The 22,395-nt window shown below is 59.3% G+C and carries 23 protein-coding genes and 1 pseudogene; 16 read left to right on the top strand and 8 right to left on the bottom strand.

Annotated features, from left to right (window positions below; translation table 11 throughout):
- Positions 1-55 precede the first annotated feature (55 nt).
- The 4 genes from RHP74_RS08205 (at position 56) to RHP74_RS08220 (ending at position 4,364) form a co-directional block, all read left to right on the top strand.
- Positions 56-769 carry a GntR family transcriptional regulator gene (locus RHP74_RS08205; RefSeq protein WP_311098787.1) on the top strand — a complete coding sequence of 238 codons (714 nt, stop codon included), beginning with the start codon at positions 56-58 and terminating at the stop codon, positions 767-769.
- Positions 766-1,764 carry an ADP-ribosylglycohydrolase family protein gene (locus RHP74_RS08210; RefSeq protein WP_311098789.1) on the top strand — a complete coding sequence of 333 codons (999 nt, stop codon included), beginning with the start codon at positions 766-768 and terminating at the stop codon, positions 1,762-1,764. Before RHP74_RS08205 ends, RHP74_RS08210 begins: the two co-directional genes overlap by 4 nt.
- 211 nt (positions 1,765-1,975) lie before the next feature.
- Positions 1,976-3,442 (top strand): cytosine permease, encoded by a 1,467-nt coding sequence (locus tag RHP74_RS08215; RefSeq protein WP_010461817.1) that lies wholly within the window; start codon positions 1,976-1,978, stop codon positions 3,440-3,442.
- The gene (locus RHP74_RS08220; protein ID WP_077747987.1) at positions 3,435-4,364 is read left to right on the top strand and encodes a PfkB family carbohydrate kinase; all 930 of its coding nucleotides are present in this window, start codon (positions 3,435-3,437) and stop codon (positions 4,362-4,364) included. The genes RHP74_RS08215 and RHP74_RS08220 overlap by 8 nt, the downstream gene beginning before the upstream one ends.
- A 132-nt stretch (positions 4,365-4,496) precedes the next feature.
- On the opposite strand, the gene RHP74_RS08225 is transcribed toward RHP74_RS08220, so the two are convergent.
- The 5 genes from RHP74_RS08225 to RHP74_RS08245 form a co-directional block, all read right to left on the bottom strand.
- Positions 4,497-4,877 (bottom strand): Rho termination factor N-terminal domain-containing protein, encoded by a 381-nt coding sequence (locus tag RHP74_RS08225; RefSeq protein WP_311098793.1) that lies wholly within the window; start codon positions 4,875-4,877, stop codon positions 4,497-4,499.
- A 73-nt stretch (positions 4,878-4,950) separates the two neighbouring features.
- The gene (locus tag RHP74_RS08230) at positions 4,951-5,205 is read right to left on the bottom strand and encodes a hypothetical protein (protein WP_010461811.1); all 255 of its coding nucleotides are present in this window, start codon (positions 5,203-5,205) and stop codon (positions 4,951-4,953) included.
- A gap of 46 nt (positions 5,206-5,251) precedes the next feature.
- Positions 5,252-5,590, bottom strand: coding sequence for a hypothetical protein (locus RHP74_RS08235; protein WP_010461809.1), 339 nt, complete (start codon positions 5,588-5,590; stop codon positions 5,252-5,254).
- A gap of 84 nt (positions 5,591-5,674) precedes the next feature.
- A complete protein-coding gene (locus tag RHP74_RS08240) occupies positions 5,675-6,880 on the bottom strand; it encodes an MFS transporter (protein WP_083374745.1) in 1,206 nt (401 codons plus the stop codon).
- A gap of 112 nt (positions 6,881-6,992) precedes the next feature.
- Complete coding sequence (locus RHP74_RS08245; RefSeq protein ID WP_102594678.1) at positions 6,993-7,646, bottom strand: HD domain-containing protein; 654 nt, start codon at positions 7,644-7,646, stop codon at positions 6,993-6,995.
- A gap of 212 nt (positions 7,647-7,858) precedes the next feature.
- Between RHP74_RS08245 and RHP74_RS08250 the strand changes: the two genes are divergently transcribed.
- The 4 genes and pseudogenes from RHP74_RS08250 to RHP74_RS08265 all read left to right on the top strand — a co-directional run bounded on the left by RHP74_RS08250 (position 7,859) and on the right by RHP74_RS08265 (position 10,276).
- A complete protein-coding gene (locus RHP74_RS08250) occupies positions 7,859-8,341 on the top strand; it encodes a GNAT family N-acetyltransferase (protein ID WP_010461803.1) in 483 nt (160 codons plus the stop codon).
- Positions 8,342-8,540: 199 nt separating this feature from the next.
- Positions 8,541-9,035 (top strand): annotated as a pseudogene (locus RHP74_RS08255) (PAAR domain-containing protein).
- A 5-nt stretch (positions 9,036-9,040) separates the two neighbouring features.
- Positions 9,041-9,772, top strand: a complete 732-nt coding sequence (locus RHP74_RS08260) for an alpha/beta hydrolase (protein ID WP_311098798.1) — start codon at positions 9,041-9,043, stop codon at positions 9,770-9,772.
- A 6-nt stretch (positions 9,773-9,778) separates the two neighbouring features.
- Positions 9,779-10,276, top strand: a complete 498-nt coding sequence (locus RHP74_RS08265; protein WP_083374742.1) for a hypothetical protein — start codon at positions 9,779-9,781, stop codon at positions 10,274-10,276.
- A 55-nt stretch (positions 10,277-10,331) separates the two neighbouring features.
- Here the strand turns inward: RHP74_RS08265 and RHP74_RS08270 are convergent, their stop codons facing one another.
- On the bottom strand, positions 10,332-10,775 hold the full coding sequence (locus RHP74_RS08270; protein ID WP_077747981.1) for a hypothetical protein: 444 nt from the start codon (positions 10,773-10,775) through the stop codon (positions 10,332-10,334).
- A gap of 181 nt (positions 10,776-10,956) precedes the next feature.
- Between RHP74_RS08270 and RHP74_RS08275 the strand changes: the two genes are divergently transcribed.
- From RHP74_RS08275 to RHP74_RS08295, 5 genes are all read left to right on the top strand, one after another.
- Positions 10,957-11,955, top strand: coding sequence for a 2-dehydro-3-deoxygalactonokinase (locus tag RHP74_RS08275; RefSeq protein ID WP_169858216.1), 999 nt, complete (start codon positions 10,957-10,959; stop codon positions 11,953-11,955).
- A 13-nt stretch (positions 11,956-11,968) separates the two neighbouring features.
- The gene (locus tag RHP74_RS08280) at positions 11,969-12,589 is read left to right on the top strand and encodes a 2-dehydro-3-deoxy-6-phosphogalactonate aldolase (RefSeq protein WP_311098801.1); all 621 of its coding nucleotides are present in this window, start codon (positions 11,969-11,971) and stop codon (positions 12,587-12,589) included.
- Between the two features lie 45 nt (positions 12,590-12,634).
- Positions 12,635-13,783, top strand: a complete 1,149-nt coding sequence (gene dgoD / locus RHP74_RS08285) for a galactonate dehydratase (RefSeq protein ID WP_311098803.1) — start codon at positions 12,635-12,637, stop codon at positions 13,781-13,783.
- Between the two features lie 163 nt (positions 13,784-13,946).
- Positions 13,947-15,257, top strand: a complete 1,311-nt coding sequence (locus RHP74_RS08290) for an MFS transporter (RefSeq protein ID WP_010461785.1) — start codon at positions 13,947-13,949, stop codon at positions 15,255-15,257.
- Positions 15,258-15,317: 60 nt separating this feature from the next.
- The gene (locus RHP74_RS08295; protein ID WP_010461783.1) at positions 15,318-16,121 is read left to right on the top strand and encodes an IclR family transcriptional regulator; all 804 of its coding nucleotides are present in this window, start codon (positions 15,318-15,320) and stop codon (positions 16,119-16,121) included.
- On the opposite strand, the gene RHP74_RS08300 is transcribed toward RHP74_RS08295, so the two are convergent.
- Positions 16,118-17,170, bottom strand: coding sequence for an NAD(P)-dependent alcohol dehydrogenase (locus RHP74_RS08300; RefSeq protein WP_145308719.1), 1,053 nt, complete (start codon positions 17,168-17,170; stop codon positions 16,118-16,120). The genes RHP74_RS08295 and RHP74_RS08300 overlap by 4 nt on opposite strands.
- A 190-nt stretch (positions 17,171-17,360) precedes the next feature.
- Here RHP74_RS08300 and RHP74_RS08305 point away from each other — a divergent pair, with 190 nt between their 5' ends.
- Entirely contained in the window at positions 17,361-18,251 is an 891-nt protein-coding gene (locus RHP74_RS08305; RefSeq protein ID WP_010461779.1) for an AraC family transcriptional regulator, read from the top strand.
- A gap of 185 nt (positions 18,252-18,436) precedes the next feature.
- On the opposite strand, the gene RHP74_RS08310 is transcribed toward RHP74_RS08305, so the two are convergent.
- Complete coding sequence (locus tag RHP74_RS08310; RefSeq protein WP_311098808.1) at positions 18,437-20,101, bottom strand: electron transfer flavoprotein-ubiquinone oxidoreductase; 1,665 nt, start codon at positions 20,099-20,101, stop codon at positions 18,437-18,439.
- 549 nt (positions 20,102-20,650) lie between these two features.
- Here RHP74_RS08310 and RHP74_RS08315 point away from each other — a divergent pair.
- Both RHP74_RS08315 and RHP74_RS08320 read left to right on the top strand, forming a co-directional pair.
- On the top strand, positions 20,651-21,400 hold the full coding sequence (locus RHP74_RS08315; protein ID WP_010461775.1) for an electron transfer flavoprotein subunit beta/FixA family protein: 750 nt from the start codon (positions 20,651-20,653) through the stop codon (positions 21,398-21,400).
- A complete protein-coding gene (locus tag RHP74_RS08320) occupies positions 21,401-22,330 on the top strand; it encodes an FAD-binding protein (protein ID WP_311098811.1) in 930 nt (309 codons plus the stop codon).
- The last annotated feature ends 65 nt before the right edge of the window (positions 22,331-22,395 follow it).

Here is a 22,395-nt window from a genome sequence, read left to right on the forward strand (position 1 = left end):
ACCTCCCTTAAATAGTCCTTGCCCGTACCATCGCGTTTCGGTTATCACTTTGTACATGATTAGACAGGTACGATTTGACAAGAAACAACGGGTGGTCGACGAACTCATCCGGCGGATTGAAAGCGGCCTCATGGAGGACGGCTTTCTGTTGCCGGGCGAGCATCAATTGGCTCAAGAATTCAAAGTCAGCCGCGGCACGCTGCGTGAGGCCCTTGCCGAGTTGAAACGACGCAACTACATCGCGACCCAAAGCGGCGTCGGCTCCATCGTCACCTTCGACGGTGTGGTGCTCGATCAACGCAACGGCTGGGCGCAAGCGCTCGCCGACAGCGGGGCGCTGATCAATACCGAAGTGCTGCGGCTGGAGGCCGTCACGCGGCCTGATTTGCTGCCGCGCTTCGGCACCGACCAATTCATCACCCTCGACCGACGCCGTCGCTCCACCGATGGCAAGCTGGTGTCCCTCGAACGCTCATTGATGCCCGCCACCGGAGGCCTGGAAAGCCTGCCGCGGGTCGGCCTGATCGACAATTCCCTGACCATCACCCTGGCCGCCTACGGCTACATCGGCGAACGCGGCGATCAATGGATCGGCGCAGAACCCTTGAACGCCGAAGACGCCGCGTTGCTCGGTCGTCCGGTCGGCACCGTCTTCCTCAAAGCCTTGCGCACCACCTACGACCGGCAAAACCGTTTCATGGAACAGGTCGAAAGCCTGCTCGACCCGGTGCACTTTCGCCTGCACCTGCAATTCGGAGAATCCAGATGACCGCGCTCGACCGTGCGCTCGGCGCGTTCTACGGACTGGCCCTGGGCGATGCGCTGGGCATGCCGACGCAATCCCTGAGCCGCGCCGAGATCACGGCGCGCTTCGGTGCGATCACTGATCTGCAAGACGCCGGCCCCGATCAACCGATTGCCGCGAACATGCCCAGGGGCTCGATCACCGACGACACCGAACAGGCGATTCTGGTCGGTCAATTGTTGGTGGCCGGTGAGGGCCGGATCGAACCGGCCGTGCTCGCTCAGCGGCTGATCGAATGGGAGGCCGGAATGCAGGCCAAGGGTTCGCAAGACTTACTCGGCCCTTCGACCAAGCGCGCAATCGAAATGATCCTCACCGGCCACTCGCCGGAAGAAGCGGGGCGCTACGGCACCACCAACGGCGCGGCGATGCGCATCACGCCGGTCGGTATCGCCACGGATGTCGCCCAGCCTGAACGTTTTATAAGCGCCGTCGTGCAGGCCTGCCAGGTCACCCACAACACCACGCTGGGAATTTCCAGTGCGGCGGCGGTGGCGGCAGTGGTTTCGGCCGGCATCAACGGCATGGACCTGGGCGAGGCGTTGAACCTCGGTCAGCAGATCGCCCAACAAGCCGAAAGTCATGGCCACTGGGTGGCGGGCGGACGGATTGCCTCGCGCATCAGCTGGGCGCGGACCATCAGCGTCGACAGTGACAAAGCGTTGCTGGCGGATTTGCTGTACGACGTGATCGGCACGTCGGTGGCTTCGCAGGAATCGGTCGTGGTCTCGTTTGCCCTGGCGCAACAAGTGGCCGTTGGTGAAATGAACGCCTTCGAAGCGCTGTGCATGGCCGCGAGCCTGGGCGGTGACACCGATACCATCGCGGCGATACTGGGCGCGATGCTCGGGGCCTGCCTGGGGCTTGGGAGTTGGCCGGTGGCGATGATCGAACAGGTCAAAGCCGTCAATGATCTGGAGCTGGAACCTTTGGTAAAAGGGCTTCTGGCCTTGCGCTGACTGACCTGGCCTCTTCGCGAGCAGGCTCGCTCCCACAGGTACCGTGCGGCTGCATTATCCCTGTAGGAGCGAGCCTGCTCGCGATGGGCGCACCACCTATTCGAATTAATAACCCCGCAATGGAAAGCACGAATACGGCCAGGATCGCCGGGATGTAGTTTCGTCTTCCGTCATTGCCCACAACCACAACAAAGGCAACAGGAGCATTTTCATGAGTTCATCGAACGCCGGGCAAAGCGCCGGGCAACTGGAAACCCGCGGCATCGAACCGGTGCCGGAAGCGGAGTGCAACGGTCACCCGCTGCAACTGTTCTGGGTCTGGTTCGCGGCTAACATTTCCATTCTCGGCCTGCCGCTGGGTGCCACGCTTGTTGCGTTTCGCGGGTTGGCGATCTGGCAGGCGGTCATCGTTGCGATCCTCGGCGCCGCCGGTTCTTTCGCGGTGGTCGGGATCATCTCCATCGCCGGTCGTCGTGGTCGTGCACCGAGCCTGACGCTGTCGCGCGCCATCTTCGGGGTGCGCGGCAACATCGGCCCGACCCTGGTTTCGCTGATGTCGCGGCTGGGCTGGGAAACCGTCAACACCACCACCGCCGCCTTCGTGCTGCTGTCGCTGTGCTCAATCCTGTTCGGTTCGCCGGTGGAGGCCAAAAGCGCACCGGTGTTGACCCTGGTCTTCATCGCGATTTTCGTGCTGCTGACTTTGTCGGTGTCCGGCCTTGGTCACGCTACTTTGCTGGTGATCCAGAAGTGGGCGACTTATGTGTTCGGTGCGCTGAACATTCTGGTCGGCGGCTTCCTCTGCGCCACCATCGACTGGAGCGCGGTGTTCAACGCCACGCCTGCGCCTTTGAGCGCGATGATCATCGGCATCGGCACCATGGCCGCCGGCACCGGGATCGGCTGGGCCAACGCCGGTGCCGACATGTCGCGCTATCAGCATCGCAGCGTCAAAGCCGTGCGCCTGGTCGCGTCGGCGGCCTTTGGTGCGGGGATTCCGCTGGTGCTGCTGATCACCCTCGGCGGCCTGCTGTCGGTGGGCAACAACGACCTGGCCTCGGCCACCGATCCGATCATCGCGATCCGCGACATGCTGCCGACCTGGATGGCCGTGCCGTACCTGATCACCGCGTTCGGCGGGCTGCTGCTGTCGAACAACCTGTCGGTGTATTCCGCCGGATTGACCACCCTGACCCTCGGCCTCAAGGTCAAGCGCGTCTACGCCGTGGTGGTCGACATCGTCGCGATCTTCGCCGGTTCGATCTACTTCATGCTGATCGCCGACAGTTTCTATGGCCCGTTCATTACCTTCATTTCGCTGCTGGCGGTGCCGATCACGGCGTGGGTCGGGATCTTCGTCGTTGACCTGATACATCGTCATTACTACAGCCCCAAAGACTTGCTGGACGTCAGCCCGAGCAGTGCCTACTGGTACAACGGCGGTATCGAATGGCGCGCGTTTGGCGCGTGGGCGCTGGCGATCGTGCTGGGCTTCAGCTTCACCACCATTGGCACCACCGAACAAAACGTCTGGTTCCGCGGTTTTCTTTCGGATTCGTGGCTGGGCCATAACGGCCTGGGCTGGATCGTGACGTTCCTGGTGGCCGGCGGGATTTATTTTGTACTCGGTGGGGCCAGGGATCGTCGTGCCGCAATGACCGAGAACGCTCATGCCTAGATTGCTGCACACCGGCCAGGTCATCATCGACCTGGTCATGGCCGTGGACAAACTGCCGCAACCGGGCGGCGATGTGCTGGCGCAATCCGCCAGTTTCGAAGCCGGCGGAGGGTTCAACGTGATGGCCGCCGCCGCGCGTAACGGGCTGCCGGTGGTCTACCTCGGTCGTCATGGCACCGGTCGTTTCGGCGACCTGGCCCGTGAGGCGATGAAGGTTGAAGGCATTCGGATCGGCATCGCACACAAGGCCGAACGGGATACGGGGTTGTGCGTTGCGGTGACCGATGCCTCGGCTGAGCGCAGTTTCATTTCCTACATAGGCGCCGAGGGCGAATTGACCACCGAGGACCTGGCGAGCGTGCCGGCCGAGGCGGGTGACTACGTGTATGTCAGTGGCTACAGCCTGTTGCATGTCGGCAAGGCCCAGGCGCTGCTGGACTGGGTGCTGGGTTTGCCGAAAGTGATCAACGTGGTGTTCGATCCCGGCCCGTTGGTGGACTCGCCGGACGCGCCATTGATGCAGGCGTTGTTGCCGCGCATTGATCTGTGGACCAGCAACAGTGTCGAGGCGCTGCGGTTTACCGGGGCGGCGGACATTGCCGAGGCGCTGGACAGGCTCACCGATCACCTGCCGGCCGAGGTGTTGATGGTGGTGCGCGATGGGCCGCAAGGGTGCTGGATCAGTCAGCGTGGCGAGCGAGAGCATCTGCCCGGTTTCAAGGTTGAAGCGGTAGACAGCAATGGTGCTGGCGATGCCCATGCCGGGGTGTTTCTGGCCGGGTTGGCGCGAGGGTTGTCGGCGAGTGAAGCGGCGCGACGGGCGAATGCGGCGGCGGCGCTGGCAGTCACTCGGTGGGGGCCGGCGACTTCGCCTGGGACTGCTGAAGTGAATGCATTAATCAGGAAGACTTTCGGCGCCTGACATAACGCTTTCGCGGGCAAGCCTCGCTCCTACAGGGATTTGGTCATACGCGGATTTTCGCTACAACCCTAACCTGTAGAAGCGAGGCCTGCCCGCGAAGGGGCCACTACATTCAATAAAAAAATCAGGCTTCTACCCAGCCTTGCGCAACGCCTCAATCAACTCTTGTTTACGCATGTTCGAGCGCCCCGGAATCTTCTTCGAAGTCGCTTCCTTCCTCAAACTGTCAACCGTCTGCGTCTCTCGCGAAGCCTTGCTGTCACGCGAATGACCTTCGCGACTGGCCACCGCACGTCGTGACGATTCCTTGCGATCTTCTGATTTGGCACTCGCCGGTTTCTTGCGCCCGGAGCCCCCCTTGCGTTCGCCGCCACCGGACTGCTTGTTCACCGTTGCCCAGGCGCGCGCCTGCGCTTCATCTTTCGAGACACCTTTGTGCTCGTAGCCTTCTTCAATGTGCTCGGCCTTACGCTTTTGCTCGGCGGTATATTTGTCTTTGCTTCCACGAGGCATGGGATTTCTCCTGCTACTTGTAGAGTCGCTCAAACGGTCGCAGCCGCGCACGACTGCGACCTGATCCATCTTGTTAAACGTCCAGCTTGCGCGCCGCCTCAACCCCAGCCGCGCTGAGTTTGATCGGCAGTTGCAGCGAGTGTTCGCCGGCCTCGTTGCAGGTCACATGCCCGTGCTGAATCAGCCCGCGATCCTGCAGCGTGGCGAGGGTGCTGGCCACGATTTTCTCCCCCCGGTAATTGTCCAGGACCTCCTTGCCCAAGCCATTTGGATGGGCGTGCAGCAGACGGGTCAGGACTTCTTTCTCAAGGTTGTTATCGACGTTCATGGTTACCTCTTCATGGATGTGGATAGGTGAAACTCGCGTGGGCGAACTATTGGCTGGCGCCGCCTTCGGAACCCGAGCCACCGGTGGTGGTTTTCGAGCCCATGCCGGCGCCGGCGTTATCCGGTGTCTGGGTGTCCGGCATGTTCATGCCACCTTGGCGGCCCGTATCGTTGCCCTGAATCCGTGGGTCGGTGCCCGTTGACGGAGGCTGGCTGCTGTCTACGCCCGTGCCGTTGGTGTTCATGCCGGGTGAGCCTTGGGTGGTCGGATTTTTCTGACCTTCGACCGGGTTGGTCGGGCCGGTACCCGTGGCGGTGGTCGCCGCGAAAGCGGCAGAGGACAACAGCGTGGCGAGAGCGAGGGCGGTCAAGCGGGACATGATCATGGTGTCGTCTCCATTTAATTAGAGTCCTTACCTGATGTTGGTCCGCCCCCGATTTGGATTGGTGCCTGATGAACGACGAACGGTTCAGGCCTGTTGCAACGATTTGCTGCTGTCGACCCGACGCCAGATCAAGCGGCCCAAGGTGATCAGCCAGTTCAACAGCCCTATGGCGAGAACTGTGAGTAGAAGTGTCGTCATTCCGTGTTCGACGATGATCTTCCCGGCGAGCAATGGAAAGCCGAATACACCGATGAAGTACGACAGGCTGAACAGCAACAACGATTGCGAAGTGGTGCCGTGGGGCGTTTCGTTCGCCGCCAGGCCATTGATCACCGAGTACGTCAGCCCGTAGCCGACCCCGAGCATCATCGCTGCCAGCACGTAGCTGAGCTCGCTATCGACCACGAAGCTGAACAGCACAATCGAACCCGCCATCACGCCTGACAGCAGGCACGAAGCGCGCAATGCGTCGCGCTTGACCACGATCCCGGCGATCAACATCCGGCTGCTGATTGCCGCGCCCATGAAGCCGAAAAAGAACAGCGAGTAATCCAGCGAGCGAGACGCTGCGTAACTGGTTTGAAAGCTCGACAGGCCGCCGAATACGCACCCGCCGAGGCCGACCATGATGATCGGAAACACTGCCTTCGACGACAACACCTGAGTCGTCGCACGCCAGGAAATGCGGGCGACAGTGGCGGTAGGCGAGGGCGTTTTTTTCAGTTGCGAATGCAGCCGCCAGAACAGCAACACACCCATCAGGCTGGCCAACGCGGCAAGGTAAAAGGCGGCGGTGACGGGATAACCGAACGCACTGGCCGCGCGGCCCAACAGCGGCCCGCTGCCGATCCCGGTCATCATGCTGCCCGACAGCAGCGCAAAGTATTTCGCGCGTTGCGCGGGCGTCACCAGGCTCGCCACGATCATCGGCCCCAAGGTGTAAAACACCCCCCAGCCCAGCCCCAGCAGCAGTCCGAAAAACAGCAACAGATTGCCGAACCCCGGCGTCAGCGCGAAGCCCAGGCTGGCCGCCACCAACAACACGCCGAACAGCGCAATCGAACGCGCCGCGCCGAGCAGGTCAGACAGGTGCCCGGAGACAACTACCGCCGCAAATGTGCTGAGCATCGCCGCCGAAATCACACTGCCGGCATCATGTTCGTTGCCGCCCCGTGAACCGATCAACAGTGACAACAGGAAGGTCGAGCCGTAGGACAGCGACAGCAAATAACTGGCGAGGCAAAACAGGCCGAACACTCTGCTTGAGACGTGGGGCGTAGCGGTAGACATGACGCGGTTCCTTGACCCGATAAAAACGCTGACCCTCTATCTACCATGTACCTCGACATTGTTAGGTCTGGGGTTATCGATGCCAGGGTTAGCGCGGGCCGGAGTAATGCGCTCAGGTGATGCCGATTTCTTCCTTGAACAGCACCATAAAACCCTTCAGGCGCTCATGCCTGACGCGCGCCAGCCGCTGGCCTGTGATCGTCTGGAAACCGTCCGCCAGGTGCAGCAACTTGGTCTGAAAGTGATCGAGGCAAAAGCGTTTGTCATCGTAGTCCCGCGCTGTCGCTTCCGGGTCTTGCGGGTCGTAAAGGGCGCTGCCCATGCGTCCGGCGATATAGAACGTGCGCGCTACGCCGAGCATGCCGAGGGAGTCGAGGCGGTCGGCGTCCTGCAGGATTTTGGCTTCGAGCGAGGACGGGGTGATGTTGGCGGAAAAGCTGTGGGCTTCGATGGCGTGGGCGACTGCGCTGATTTTTGCACTTGGCCAAGCCATGTCGCTTAGCACGGCAGATGCTTTTTCAGCAGCCAGGCGTGAGGCCTGTGAGCGCAACGGCGAATTCTTTTCCACCGCCACGCAATCATGCAAAAGCACCGCCGCCAGCAGCACTCCGAGATCGCCGCCTTCTTCAGCATGAAGCGTTCGCACGTTGTGCCACACCCGTTGCAGATGGGACCCATCGTGGGCGCCATCTTCCGAGGGTTCCAGTGCGTGGGGTAGCAGTTGCGCTGCGAGAAGTTGCAGCGGCGCGAAAGCATCAGTGGCCATGACTTTCCTTTGAAGTGAACGCGCTTTTGTGGCGAGGGCGCTTGCTCCCGCCGGGTTGCGAAGCAACCCCATCCCGGGAGCAAAGGTATTTCAGTTAATACCGAGTTGCCAGCCTTTACGACTGCTTCGCACTCGGACGGGAGCAAGCTCCCTCGCCACAAACCACGCGCCGACTTAGTATGGCGTTTTCAACTTTCGACAAAGGCACGTCCATGACGATCGAGATCCGCCCGGCAACCCCCAGCGATGCACCGCAAATCCTCGGGTTCATCACTGAACTGGCCGACTACGAACGTGCCCGTCACGAAGTCATCGCCAGCGTTGCCGACATCGAACGCAGCCTGTTCAGCGAAGGCGCCACCGCCCACGGCCTGATCTGCCTGCGCGACGGCTTGCCGATCGGCTTCGCGGTGTTCTTCTTCAGCTATTCCACCTGGCTCGGCAGTAATTGCCTGTACCTCGAAGACCTCTACATCACCCCCCAGCAACGCGGTGGCGGCGCCGGTAAAACCTTGCTGCGCCACCTCGCCAAAATCGCCTGCGCCAATGACTGCGGGCGCTTCGAATGGAGCGTGCTGGACTGGAACAAACCGGCGATCGAATTTTATAAGTCGTTGGGCGCGCAGCCGCAGGAAGAGTGGGTCCGGTATCGGATGGATGGGAAGGTGTTGCGGGAGTTTGCTGAGGGGAGTTGATCCTACCCGTCTAGTCCGTCATCCTCTGCGCCTTTGCGCGCTCACGGATGACACCTGCAATGTCTATGACGTCTTCATCACTCGACACTCGTCATGTTCGCCATCGACTGTCCGGTTGGTTGAACGATGGTGGTGCATTTCCTTTGCGCCCTGATGGTTGCCACCATCGCTATAAAACTCAAAAGCAAGGAGCTTTAACTTGAGTGGAAAACCTGCTGCGCGCGTTACAGACCCTACTTCGTGCCCGTTACCCGGACATGGCACCAATCCGATTGTTTCTGGATCACCAGATGTTTTCTTCGATGGTCTGGCAGCTGCTCGCATGACGGACAAATCTGCCTGTGGCAGCCCGATTACCGGCGCTGTTTCGGGGACGGTATTCATCAATGGTCTCAACGCCGCAACCCTCGATAGCACGGGCGGGCACGGCAACGTAGTTATCGGCGGTTCCGGGACCGTTATCATCGGGCAAAGCGGAGGCTGAGCAGCTTTTAGTGGGTTGCTTCCGATGCCGGTGCATTTTACCGACAGATTACAAGTGGTGAGTGACGCGACCGGTGGGCCGATTCCTTATCACCCCTATACCATTCAACGTGGTGACGGCAGCGAAGAGCATGGCGTGACGGATGCGTCCGGGTTTACTCACACAGTCAGTTCCCATTTGGCCGAGACCATTAAATTGTTTGTGGAGTGATTGGCATGGCGGGTGAAACTGCGGCGGTGAAACAAGCGTTACCTAAAAGAGAAGTAAAAATACATACATTGACCTGTAAGACTGATCAGGCTGTTAAGCAGGTGCCTGTCACCTTGCGAGACTTGGTTATATTTTTTATTGGTGGTGCGGGCGATCAGGAAAGTTACTACAGTACAGGACCTAATAATAATATCGATTATGTGCGTCGAATCGCTGTTGGCGACGCAAAACAACTAGAGATTTTGAAGCGCTGTCCTTCATGGGTGCTCAGTTATAATGATTTTATTAGTGATGATGATCTTGAACGCAATGTGTTGAGTAGAATACCTAATTGCTCCTCCGCGATTTACATCGTTGGTCACAGTCTCGGCGGCTGGAATGGTGCCCACCTTTCCAGTGCACTGACAGACAAAGGCTTCAAAGTAAAAATGCTGATTACACTGGACCCCGTGGGTGAAGGGAAAATTGTTTACGGCATCTCAAGTATCTATAGACGAGAGACGATCCCCAAGGCTGACTATTGGGTGAATATTCGGGCAGCAGCGGTAGACTGGAATGCGTCGGATCTGGTCGCGGACTTTGGTGAGCAGTGGGAAGTAACACAAGGACCCAATGTGATGGGGCGGGTGGATGTTAACCATGCTGATGCAGACAGAATGTTTGTGCAGACATTGCCAGGAGGCAAGTCTGCCCGCCAAATATTCAATGAATCGATTTTGAACTACTTCAGGGAGTGATTCTGGATGCATAAGTTTTTTTTGTTTTTAGCAATCTTGATGAGTGCATCGTGTTCTCTCAATCACGGAAGACCTGTCGCAACACTTGAGTATTCCAGTGTAAACGAACTTCGTAATACTGGAATTTACCAGGTTTTTTTCAATTCCGATGTGGAACTTATTGGGTTGTTTAAGTCGCGAATAGGTGAGGGGTTAGTCTGTTCTTTAGAGGATGATCTTGATTTTAGCGAAGCGCACCATATAAAGCGTTCCGGTTTTGGTTTGGTGGAAAAAGTGAGTGAGTCTGCACCATTGCTCTATCGAGCGAATGTCATTTTTAGTGAGTCGGAAAGCGGAAAAGGAGGAGAGAATTATTTGGAAGGGGAGGCCCTTATTCCGCTATTGAAGAAGCGTGATTTTATTTCGTGTGTTTATCGAGTTCATACTACTACATACAATACGTACTTCTCCCAAGTCATGCACGTGCCGACCGCAGAGCTGTTGAAGGCTATTGCTCACCAGTAAAACGAATCCATGCGATTCGAGGATGTTTTGCCGGGATAAACAGCCTCTCAATAACTCAGTCACTGGCTTCCCAATTACTCTTGATCAATCCGTCGAGGACTTGTCGAACAGTAATCTTGAAAGCCCCGGCCTTCCTCTCATCAAAGGCCGTTCGCCATGCCATATAACCCTGACTGAAATCCGTAATCTCTGCAGTTTCCCCCACCCGGTGGGTGATGCTGCGTTCCAAGGCTTTTGCCTGGAAGGGTAGGTGTGGCATTTCATTGAACTCGCTACCTGTCACCGGATTGATCATCTGAAAGCCATCGACCCTGATGTGAATAACCTTGCCCAATTTTGGATAATTTTCGATTTTCAGGATCGTCAGTGTCGATCCATCCTCGCCCGGCCGGTTTTTGTAGGCCCAGATATCGCCCACCTTCAATTCTTTCGATGCGCTGAATGCTGCGGTGGACCAGAGAGCACTACAGAACAGCAGCGCCTTTAAAGCAATCTTCATTTTTCTTCCTTGAGGGCTGGGTGCCGTTCCGATGGCCGGGCATTTTAAGGCGTTGGCGAAGAAAATCCTGTCATACTTGTAAATCCCATAATATGGGAGTCATATTTATATATTGAGATTTCTCCGCGTCAGGGTTTATAGTCCAGCTCACTCACTGCCAATAAACAAAACAGGTGAAGCGATGCTGGCGCAATTGATCGCGCTCGATTGGGGGACGACCTCATTACGTGCTTACAAACTCGCCGCGGGTGGCCAGGTGCTGGAACAGCGTTCGCTGTCGTCCGGGATCATGCAGCTGCCCCGGACACCGCGAATCATCAACGGTCAGGAATGCGCCGACGGTTTTGAACTGGCCTTCGACGAGGCGTGCGGTGACTGGCTCGACGCGCAGCCGGATTTGCCGGTGATTGCCTGTGGCATGGTCGGCAGCGCCCAGGGCTGGCGCGAAGCGGCCTACTGCGATACACCGGCGAACGTCGCCAATCTTGGAACTTCCCTACAAACCCTTCGCAGTCTTCGCGGTGTTGATGTGCACATCGTGCCGGGCGTGATTCAGCGTTCGCGCTTGCCGAACGTGATGCGCGGCGAAGAAACCCAGGTGCTGGGTGTCCTGCAGAATCTGCCGCTCGAGCAGGGCGCTGACCTGTTGATCGGCCTGCCAGGCAGTCATTCGAAATGGGTGGAAGTGGCCGACGGCTGCATCGTGCATTTCGACACCTTCATGACCGGCGAGATTTTCGCCGTGCTCAGTGAACACAGCATTCTCGGGCGTACCCAGCAAAAGGGCGCGTCGTTTGATGGCCAGGCGTTTGATCGCGGTGTGCAAGTGGCGCTGTCGGCGGAGGGCGAGATCGGTCCGTTGTCGACGCTGTTCAGCGCCCGCAGCCTCGGGCTGACCGGTGAGCTCTGCGCCACTGCCCAACCGGATTACTTGTCCGGCCTGCTGATCGGCCACGAACTGTCGGCGCTGGCCAACGTTCAGCGACGCCGACGCAACAGCGTTCACCTGCCTTCAATCATCCTCATTGGCAACTCCCAACTGTGTGCCCGCTACAGCCGGGCCCTCGACGCCTGTGGTTTTGCCCGCGTGACCCTGGCCGAACAAGCCACCGAACGCGGGTTGTGGCAATTGGCGGTCGCCGCCGGACTGATCGCCGCACACCCATCCCGTTCAACCTGACTGGAGGTCTGACATGCTCAAGCAAGCACTGGCGCAAAACGGTCTGATCGCGATCCTGCGCGGCCTGCGCCCGCAAGAAGCGGCCGCCATTGGCGAAGTCCTTTATGCCGCCGGATTTCGCGTCATCGAAGTGCCGCTCAATTCCCCTGAGCCCTACGACAGTATCCGCATCCTGCGCAGTACTTTGCCCGCCGATTGCCTGATCGGCGCGGGTACGGTGCTGACACCGGAACAGGTCGAGCAAGTGAAAGCGGCGGGCGGTCAGGTGATCGTCATGCCGCACAGTGATGCCAAAGTGTTGCGGGCAGCAAAAGCGGCAGGGTTGTACCTGTCGCCGGGCGTTGCTACGCCGACCGAAGCCTTCGCCGCATTGGCCGAAGGGGCGGACGTGCTGAAGATGTTCCCGGCCGAGCAGATGGGGCCGGCGGTCGTCAAAGCCTGGCTCGCGGTGCTGCCGGCCGGAACCATTCTGGCGCCGGTTGGCGGGATCACGCCGGACAACATGCAGGTGTTTATCGACGCCGGTGTGAAAGGTTTCGGATTGGGTTCCGGGTTGTTCAAACCAGGCATGACGCCTGAGGACGTGGCGATAAACGCCAAGGCCTATGTCGCTGCATGGAACGCTCTGCGTTAAGACTTTCTGGCGCCGAGCGCGCTACATCTATAAGAGAGACAACAGATGAAAATCACCAAACTCACCACCTTCATCGTTCCGCCGCGCTGGTGCTTCCTCAAGGTCGAAACCGACGAAGGCGTGACCGGCTGGGGCGAGCCCGTGGTCGAAGGCCGCGCACATACCGTCGCCGCTGCCGTTGAAGAATTGTCCGACTACCTGATCGGCAAAGACCCACGCAACATCGAAGACATCTGGACCGTGCTCTACCGCGGCGGCTTCTACCGCGGCGGCGCGATTCACATGAGCGCGCTGGCCGGTATCGATCAGGCGTTGTGGGATATCAAGGGCAAGGCCTTGGGGGTGTCGGTCAGCGATTTGCTGGGCGGTCAGGTGCGGGACAAGATTCGCGTGTATTCGTGGATCGGTGGCGACCGTCCGGCGGACACCGCTCGCGCGGCGAAAGAAGCGGTCGAGCGTGGTTTCACGGCGGTGAAAATGAACGGCACCGAGGAGCTGCAATTCCTCGACTCCTTCGAGAAAGTCGACCTCGCCCTGGCCAACGTTGCCGCGGTGCGTGACGCGGTGGGCCCGAACGTCGGCATCGGTGTGGACTTCCATGGCCGGGTGCACAAGCCCATGGCCAAGGTGCTGATGAAGGAACTCGACCCGTACAAACTGATGTTCATCGAAGAGCCGGTGCTCAGCGAAAACTACGAAGCGCTGAAGGAACTGGCGCCGCTGACCAGCACCCCGATTGCCCTCGGCGAGCGCTTGTTTTCGCGCTGGGATTTCAAGCGTGTGCTCAGCGAAGGTTACGTCGACATCATCCAGCCGGATGCGTCCCACGCCGGTGGCATCACCGAAACCCGCAAGATCGCCAACATGGCCGAGGCCTACGACGTGGCGCTGGCGCTGCATTGCCCGTTGGGTCCGATTGCCCTGGCGGCGTGCCTGCAACTGGATGCGGTTTGCTACAACGCGTTCATCCAGGAGCAGAGCCTGGGCATCCATTACAACGAGAGCAATGACCTGCTCGATTACGTGAAAGATCCGCGAGTGTTCGATTACGACAAAGGCTTCGTGAAGATCCCGAACGGCCCGGGCCTGGGCATTGAGATCAACGAGGAATACTTGATCGAACGCGCCGCTGTCGGCCACCGCTGGCGCAACCCGATCTGGCGCCATGCCGATGGCAGTTTTGCTGAGTGGTGAGTTCCTCCTGACTCCACCATGGTGATCGTTCGCACGCTCTGCGTGGGAATGCCTCACCGGGCGCTCTGCGTCCGCTCTTGGGACGCGGAGCGTCCCTGGCTGTATTCCCACGCGAGCGTGGGAACGATCACGACCTCAATAAACATAAGAAGAGGCATTCCCCATGCAACCGCAAACCCTTACCGGGCAGGCGTCGTTGGTGGCGCCCAGCCGCAAGCGTTTTTTCATCATGGTGCTGCTGTTCATCACCGTGGTCATCAACTACCTCGACCGCAGCAACCTGTCCATCGCCGCCCCCGCGCTGACCAGCGAACTGGGCATCGACCCGATCCACGTCGGGCTGATTTTCTCGGCCTTCGGCTGGACTTACGCCGCTATGCAAATCCCTGGCGGATGGCTGGTGGATCGGGTCCCGCCGCGCATCCTTTACAGCGTTGCGTTGCTGCTATGGTCAATCGCCACCGTCATGCTCGGCTTCGCCGCCAGCTTCATCGCACTGTTCGTGTTGCGCATGGCAGTCGGTGCCCTGGAAGCGCCGGCGTATCCGATCAACAGTCGGGTGGTGACCACCTGGTTCCCCGAACGCGAACGCGCCACGGCCATCGGTTTCTATACCTCCGGACAGTTCGTGGGATTGGCGTTCCTGACGCCGGTACTCGCCTGGCTGCAGCATGAATTTGGCTGGCACATGGTGTTTGTCAGCACCGGTGCGGTCGGTATTCTCTGGGCGGTGATCTGGTACGCGGTGTATCGCGAGCCACGGGACTTCAAAGGTGCCAACGACGCCGAAATCGAGCTGATCCGCGAAGGTGGCGGGCTGGTGGATATCCAGGCCGAGCAAGCCAAGGTCAAGGCGAAATTCAGCTGGACCGACCTCGGCATCGTTCTGACCAAACGCAAGTTGTGGGGCATCTACCTCGGTCAGTTCTGCCTCAACTCGACGCTGTGGTTTTTTCTGACGTGGTTCCCGACCTACCTGGTGAAATACCGTGGCATGGACTTCATCAAGTCCGGTCTGTTGGCGTCGCTGCCGTTTCTCGCCGCCTTTATCGGCGTGCTGTGTTCCGGGTTCTTCTCCGACTTCCTGATCCGTCGCGGCTACACCGTGGGCTTCGCGCGCAAGTTGCCGATCATTGGCGGCTTGCTGATTTCCACCTCGATCATCGGCGCCAACTTTGTTGAATCGACACCGCTGGTGATTGCCTTCCTCGCGTTAGCGTTCTTCGGTAACGGGCTGGCTTCGATCACCTGGTCGCTGGTATCAACGCTCGCTCCGGCGCGGTTGCTCGGATTGACCGGTGGGGTGTTCAACTTCATCGGCAACCTGTCGGCGATTACCACGCCGATTGTCATCGGTTTCCTGGCAACCGGCGATTCGTTCGCCCCGGCGATCACCTACATCTCGGTTCTTGCATTGATTGGCGCGCTTTCCTACATCCTGCTGGTCGGCAAGGTCGAGCGTATCAAGTTGTAGTGGCAGCCATCGGGCGACCATAATGCCGTCCGTTCACTCGCTCAACGGTAAAGGCTGGATATGCAGGAAGACGCCCCAAAAATCGCCAAGGACGCCGCGCCGACCGGCACTCAGACACTGCTTCGTGGCCTGGGTGTGGTTCAGGCCGTGGCCAGCGGCGCCCGCGATCTCAAGGAAATCGCCCGGCTGATCGGTACGACGCGCAGCACCACCCATCGTCTGGCCAGTTGCCTGGTGGACGAGCGTTACCTGCGCGTGGTGCCGCAAGTCGGTTACCTGCTGGGGCCGAAGCTGATCGAGCTGGGTTTCCAGGCGCGTGAAGAGTTGCCGCTGGTCACCCTGGCCGGGCCGTATCTGGATGAGTTGTCGGCGTTGACCGGCGACACCATTCACTTGGCGATTCGTGAAGGCGACGAGGTGCTGTACCTGCACAAGAATCCGGGGCGCAATGGCCCGGAAATGCGCTCGCGGGTCGGCCATCGCATGCCGTTGGCGCGTACAGGGATCGGCAAGGCCTTGATGCTGGATGACTCGCAGGAAGAATGGCAACGGCTGTACGAAGTCAGCCTGCCGGCGGGTGGGAAAAATCTGTTCTGGCCGCTGCACCCGGAGCAGTCCTGGGAGCAGTTTCAGCAGCGCATGGTCGAATACGTGGCCGGCGGTTATGCCTTCGATCTGGAAGATAACGAACCGTCGATTCGCTGTGTGGCGGCGCCGATCCGTGATGCCAGTAAACGAATCGTCGCCGCCATCAGCATCGCCAGCACCGTGCCGTACATGCCGCTGGAAAAAATGGCCGAGCTGATTCCCCTGATCAAAGGGGTCACGGCCCGGCTCTCGGCAGAACTCGGCGCGAAGGTTTAGACCTTCAACGTCGCCATGTCGATGACGAAGCGGTACTTCACGTCACCGGCGATCATGCGGGCGTAAGCCTCGTTGATCTGGCGGATGTCGAGCATTTCGATGTCGCAGGTGATGTTGTGCTCGGCGCAGAAATCCAGCACTTCCTGGGTTTCGGCAATGCCGCCGATCAGCGAGCCGGCCAACACGCGACGGCTCATCACCAGTTTACCGGCGTGGACCGGTGGGTCGACCGGTTCGATCAACCCCACCATAATGTGCACGCCGTCGAAACGAAGCGTATCGAGGTAGGGATTGAGGTCGTGCTGCACCGGAATGGTGTCCAGCAGGAAGTCGAAATGTCCTGCGGCGGCCTTCATCTGTTCGGCATCGGTGGACACGATCACGTGGTCCGCCCCTTGACGACGACCTTCTTCAGCCTTGCTCGCCGAGCGGGTGAACAGCGTGACTTCCGCGCCCATCGCCTTGGCGAACTTGATGCCCATGTGGCCGAGGCCGCCCATGCCGAGAATCCCGACCTTGTCGCCGGCCTTCACGCCGTAGTGCTTTAGCGGCGAGTAAGTGGTGATGCCGGCACAGAGGATCGGCGCGGCACTGGCCAGGTCGAGTTTCTCGGGGATGCGCACAACGAAATGCTCGCTGACCACGATGCTGTCGGAGTAGCCGCCCATGGTGTTGCTGCCATCGACCCGGTCCGGGGTGGCGTAGGTCATGGTCGGACCTTCGAGGCAGTATTGCTCAAGGTTGGACCGGCAGGCTTCGCAGCTGCGGCAAGAATCGACCATGCAACCGACACCGACCAGATCGCCGACTTTATGTTGGGTGACGTTCGCACCTATCGCTGTCACTTTGCCTACGATCTCGTGGCCGGGCATCAACGGGTAAACGGCAATGCCCCACTCGTTGCGGGCCTGATGGATGTCGGAATGGCAGACGCCGCAGTAGAGAATATCGATTGCCACATCGTCGGCCCTTGGGCTGCGGCGTTCGAATTTCACGGGGGCGAGGGGAGTGGTAGCCGACTGGGCGGCGTATCCGATGGCGGTGTACATGGTGAACCTCGCAAAAGCAATGACAAGTGAGGCGGCGCATTTTGGGCGCCGTGCCTGCCACGGGCCATGGCGATTCCTCCGGGTGTCATGCCTATTCCTCCGGCATCAGCGTTCGTTTGATCAAATGGGCGATCAGACCTGCGATGATGCTTTCATACCTTTTTCCGCGACTTTTTTGTGAAGATTTCTCATGTTGTTAACCCGTCATCTTGATGCGAATGCCACGCTGGTTTCGCTGATCGAGCCCCTGACCACTCGCGATGGTTTCGCTCCTACGGCGTTGCCGGGCGTCCAGGTTTTACGGGCCAGTCGCGATGTGGCCCGTGGTCCGCAGATCTACGAGCCGAGCCTGGTGATCATCGCCCAAGGCAGCAAACTGGCGTATCTGGGGCCGCGCACGTTGGAGTACGGCGCCGGGCACTACCTGATTCAGGCATTGCCGGTGCCGTTTGAGTGCGAAACGTTTTCGGCGCCGGATGGGCCGATGCTCGGGGTGTCCATCGCCATCGACCGAGTGTTGCTCGGTGAGTTGGTGTTGGCCATGGGCCTGGTGCCGGGGCGCACGGTTCCTGCGCAAACACTGGAGTCCATGACGTCGGCGGTGCTCGACGATGCGATGCGTGGTTGCGTGGAGCGGCTGTTGCGTTGCCTGCACGATCCGCTGGAATGCCAGGTCATGGGGCCGGCGCGGTTGCGGGAATTGTTGTTCGTCGCGTTGCGCGGTCCGCAAGCTGATGTGTTGCGTGCGCTGGTGGAGCAGCAAGGGCAGTTCGCCCGGATTGCAGCCTCGCTCAACCATCTGCACGGGCATTTCACCGAGCCGTTGAATGTGGAAACCCTGGCCAGTTGCGCGAACATGAGCGCGTCGACCTTCCATGAGCATTTCAAGCGCAGCACGTTGTTGTCGCCGGTGCAGTATTTGAAGCGCTTGCGCTTGCTCAAGGCGCAGCAGTTGTTGCTCGCCGAGGGGTTGGGCGTGGCGCAGGTGGCGCATCGGGTCGGGTATCAAAGCACGTCGCAGTTCAGTCGTGAGTACAAGCGCTACTTTGAGCGTAATCCGGGGGATGAGCGCGCTGCCTGAGTGGGTAATGGTTCCTCTGTAGGAGTGAGCCTGCTCGCGATTGCGGTGGGTCAGTCGACATTTATTCTGAATGACACAACGCAATCGCGAGCAGGCTCACTCCTACAGGGGGATTATGGTGTGGGGTAAATGGCGGGCAACAAAAAGGCCCCCATTCCGGGAGCCTTGATGTTCAGGCGTTCGGCTTACATGTTCGGGTAAGTCGGGCCGCCAGCACCTTCCGGCGCCACCCACGTGATGTTCTGTGCAGGGTCCTTGATGTCGCAGGTCTTGCAGTGAACGCAGTTCTGGGCGTTGATCTGGAAGCGCTTCTCGCCGTCTTCCTTGGTCACCACTTCGTACACGCCGGCCGGGCAGTAGCGCTGGGCAGGCTCATCGTACAGCGGCAGGTTCTTGGCGATCGGAATGCTCGGATCGGTCAGCTTCAGGTGGCACGGCTGCTCTTCTTCGTGGTTGGTACCGGAGATGAACACCGAGCTGAGTTTGTCGAAGCTGATCTTGCCGTCCGGTTTCGGGTAGTCGATCTTCTTGCAGTCGACCGCCAGCTTCAGGCAAGCGTAATCAGGCTTGGTGTCGTGCAAGGTGAACGGCAGTTTGCCGCCGAAGATGTTCTGGTCCAGCCAGTTGAAACCACCGCCGACGATGGCGCCGAACTTGTGGATCGCCGGGCCGAAGTTGCGGCTGGCGAACAGTTCGTCGTAGAGCCAGCTCTTCTTGAAGGCGTCGACGTAAGTGGTCAACTCTTCGGTGCCGTCTTTTTCAGCGAACAGCGCCTCGGCCACGGACTCAGCGGCGAGCATGCCCGATTTCATGGCGGTGTGGCTGCCTTTGATCTTGGCGAAGTTCAGGGTGCCTAGGTCGCAACCGATCAGTGCGCCGCCCTTGAATACCATCTTCGGCAGCGAGTTCAGGCCACCTTTGCAGATGGCACGAGCGCCGTAGCTGATGCGCTTGCCGCCTTCCAGGTACTGCTTGAGCACCGGGTGATGCTTGAGGCGCTGGAACTCGTCGAACGGCGACAGGTAAGTGTTGCTGTAGGAGAGATCGACGATCAGACCGACGACCACCTGGTTGTTTTCCAGGTGGTAGAGGAACGAGCCACCGGTGTTCTCGGTGCCCATGATGTCCATCGGCCAACCGGCGGTGTGGACCACCAGGCCTGGTTGATGCTTGGCCGGATCGACTTCCCAGATTTCTTTCAGGCCGATGCCGTAATGCTGGGCGTCGGCTTCGCTATCGAGGTTGAAGCGCTTGATCAGCTGCTTGCCGATGTGGCCACGGCAACCTTCGGCGAACAGCGTGTACTTGCCGCGCAGTTCCATGCCAGGGGTGTACAGACCTTCCTTCGGTTGGCCTTCGCGGTCAACGCCCAGATCACCGGTGATGATCCCGCGAACCACGCCGTTCTCGTCGAACAGCGCTTCCTGAGCGGCGAAGCCTGGGTAGATTTCTACGCCCAGGTTCTCGGCCTGCTGGGCCAGCCAGCGGCACAGGTTGCCCAGGGAGATGATGTAGTTGCCATCGTTGTGCATGGTCTTGGGCACAAAGAAGTCAGGAATTTTTTGCGCGCTGTCGGCGTTTTTCAGAACGAAGATGTCATCGCGGGTCACTGGTGTGTTCAGCGGGGCGCCGAGCTCCTTCCAGTCCGGGAACAACTCGTTCAGGGCGCGGGGTTCGAAGATCGCGCCGGACAGGATGTGTGCGCCGACTTCGGAGCCTTTTTCGACCACGCAGACGCTGATTTCCTTACCGGCTTCAGCAGCCTTCTGCTTCAAGCGGCAGGCGGCGGAAAGACCCGCGGGGCCGGCACCGACGATGACCACGTCGAATTCCATGTATTCGCGTTCCACAGGTTATCTCCTACTCAAGGCTCAACAGTTTTTTTTCTAATTGGAGGTTTGGTGTCGCATCCATGAATTCCTGCGCATTGCGCGGAACAGGACAATCGATTGACCATCTTTCTCTCTGGGTGGCGCATTATATCTACACCACTCCTAGCGTCCAATACAAACGTTTGTTTGAATTGGCTCAAAGCCAGAGAAATCAAAGTCACGCGGCTTATGAACGGCTATTTTGCCGTATTGACCGGAATAGGCGTTCCGGTCAAGATACGGTCGGTTTTGCGCTCGCCGTAGGCTGACTGTTGGGTTCAAGAGCACCTCTAAAGACAGGGCGATGGCAGTACAGGGTGATGCGCAGCGCAGTTTTGGTGCGCAGTTTACACGCCGCGATAATGAATGACTCGTCGGTCACCACTGACGAACGGTCATCACGCCTCGTGAGCAAGGTTCACTCGATACACCTGCCAGCGTTTTTAGAGGTGCCCTTGCGCCGATGAGCATCAAACCGCCAGGTTCGCCTAGGCGACTTTCTTTTCACCGGAGAGTAACGAGGAATCCATGAAGGTTCTTGTAGCTGTCAAACGCGTTGTGGATTACAACGTCAAGGTTCGCGTCAAGGCGGACAATTCCGGCGTCGACCTCGCCAACGTCAAGATGTCGATGAACCCGTTCTGCGAAATCGCAGTGGAAGAAGCCGTGCGCCTGAAAGAGAAAGGCGTTGCGACTGAAATCGTCGTCGTCTCCATCGGCCCGACCACCGCTCAAGAGCAACTGCGCACAGCGCTGGCTCTGGGCGCTGACCGCGCCATCCTCGTCGAATCCGCTGAAGATCTGACTTCCCTGGCCGTTGCCAAGCTGCTCAAGGCTGTTGTCGACAAGGAACAGCCTCAGCTGGTGATCCTTGGCAAACAAGCCATCGACAGCGACAACAACCAGACTGGCCAGATGCTTGCTGCATTGAGCGGCTACGGTCAGGGCACCTTCGCTTCGAAAGTCGAAGTGTCCGGCGACACCGTTGCCGTGACCCGCGAAATCGACGGCGGCGCGCAGACGGTTTCCCTGAAACTGCCGGCCATCGTCACCACCGACCTGCGTTTGAACGAGCCGCGCTACGCGTCCCTGCCAAACATCATGAAAGCCAAGAAGAAGCCTCTCGAAGTGCTGACTCCGGACGCTTTGGGCGTTTCCACCGCCTCCACCAACAAGACCGTGAAAGTCGAAGCGCCAGCTGCACGCAGCGCGGGTATCAAGGTCAAGTCGGTGGCTGAACTGGTCGAGAAACTGAAAAACGAAGCGAAGGTAATCTAAATGACTATCTTGGTTATTGCTGAACACGACAACAAAGTAGTGGCCCCGGCCACGCTGAATACTGTGGCTGCCGCTGCCAAAATCGGCGGTGACATCCACGTTCTGGTTGCCGGCCAGGGCGTTGGCGCCGTGGCTGAGGCCGCTGCGAAAATCGCTGGCGTGGCGAAAGTGCTGGTGGCCGACAACGCCGCCTACGCTCATCAATTGCCGGAAAACGTCGCGCCGCTGGTAGCCGAGCTGGGCGCTGGTTACAGCCACATCCTGGCTGCCGCTACTTCCAACGGCAAAAACATCCTGCCGCGCGTTGCCGCTCAGCTGGACGTTGACCAGATCTCCGAGATCATCTCGGTCGAAAGCGCTGACACGTTCAAGCGCCCGATCTACGCCGGTAACGCCATCGCGACCGTTCAATCGAACGCTGCGGTCAAAGTGATCACCGTGCGTGCGACTGGCTTCGACCCTGTGGCTGCTGAAGGTGGTTCGGCGTCAGTTGAAGCCGTTGTTGCTGCCCATGACGCTGGCACTTCCAGCTTCGTTGGCGAAGAACTGGCCAAGTCCGATCGTCCAGAACTGACCGCTGCCAAGATCGTCGTTTCCGGCGGCCGCGGCATGCAGAATGGCGACAACTTCAAACACCTGTACGCCCTGGCCGACAAGCTGGGCGCTGCCGTGGGTGCTTCCCGCGCCGCGGTCGACGCAGGTTTTGTACCCAACGACATGCAGGTCGGTCAGACCGGCAAGATCGTTGCTCCACAGCTGTACATCGCCGTCGGTATCTCCGGCGCGATCCAGCACCTGGCCGGCATGAAAGACTCCAAAGTGATCGTTGCGATCAACAAGGACGAAGAAGCGCCGATCTTCCAGGTGGCCGATTATGGCCTGGTGGCTGACCTGTTCGAAGCCATCCCCGAGTTCGAGAAGCTGGTCTAATCCAGTCGCTTGACTTATAAAGAGCCCGACCTTTTGGTCGGGCTTTTTTTTGTTCCGGATTTGAG

Origin of the sequence: Pseudomonas sp. SG20052 (assembly GCF_031766055.1) — a bacterium.
Lineage (GTDB): Bacteria > Pseudomonadota > Gammaproteobacteria > Pseudomonadales > Pseudomonadaceae > Aquipseudomonas > Aquipseudomonas mandelii.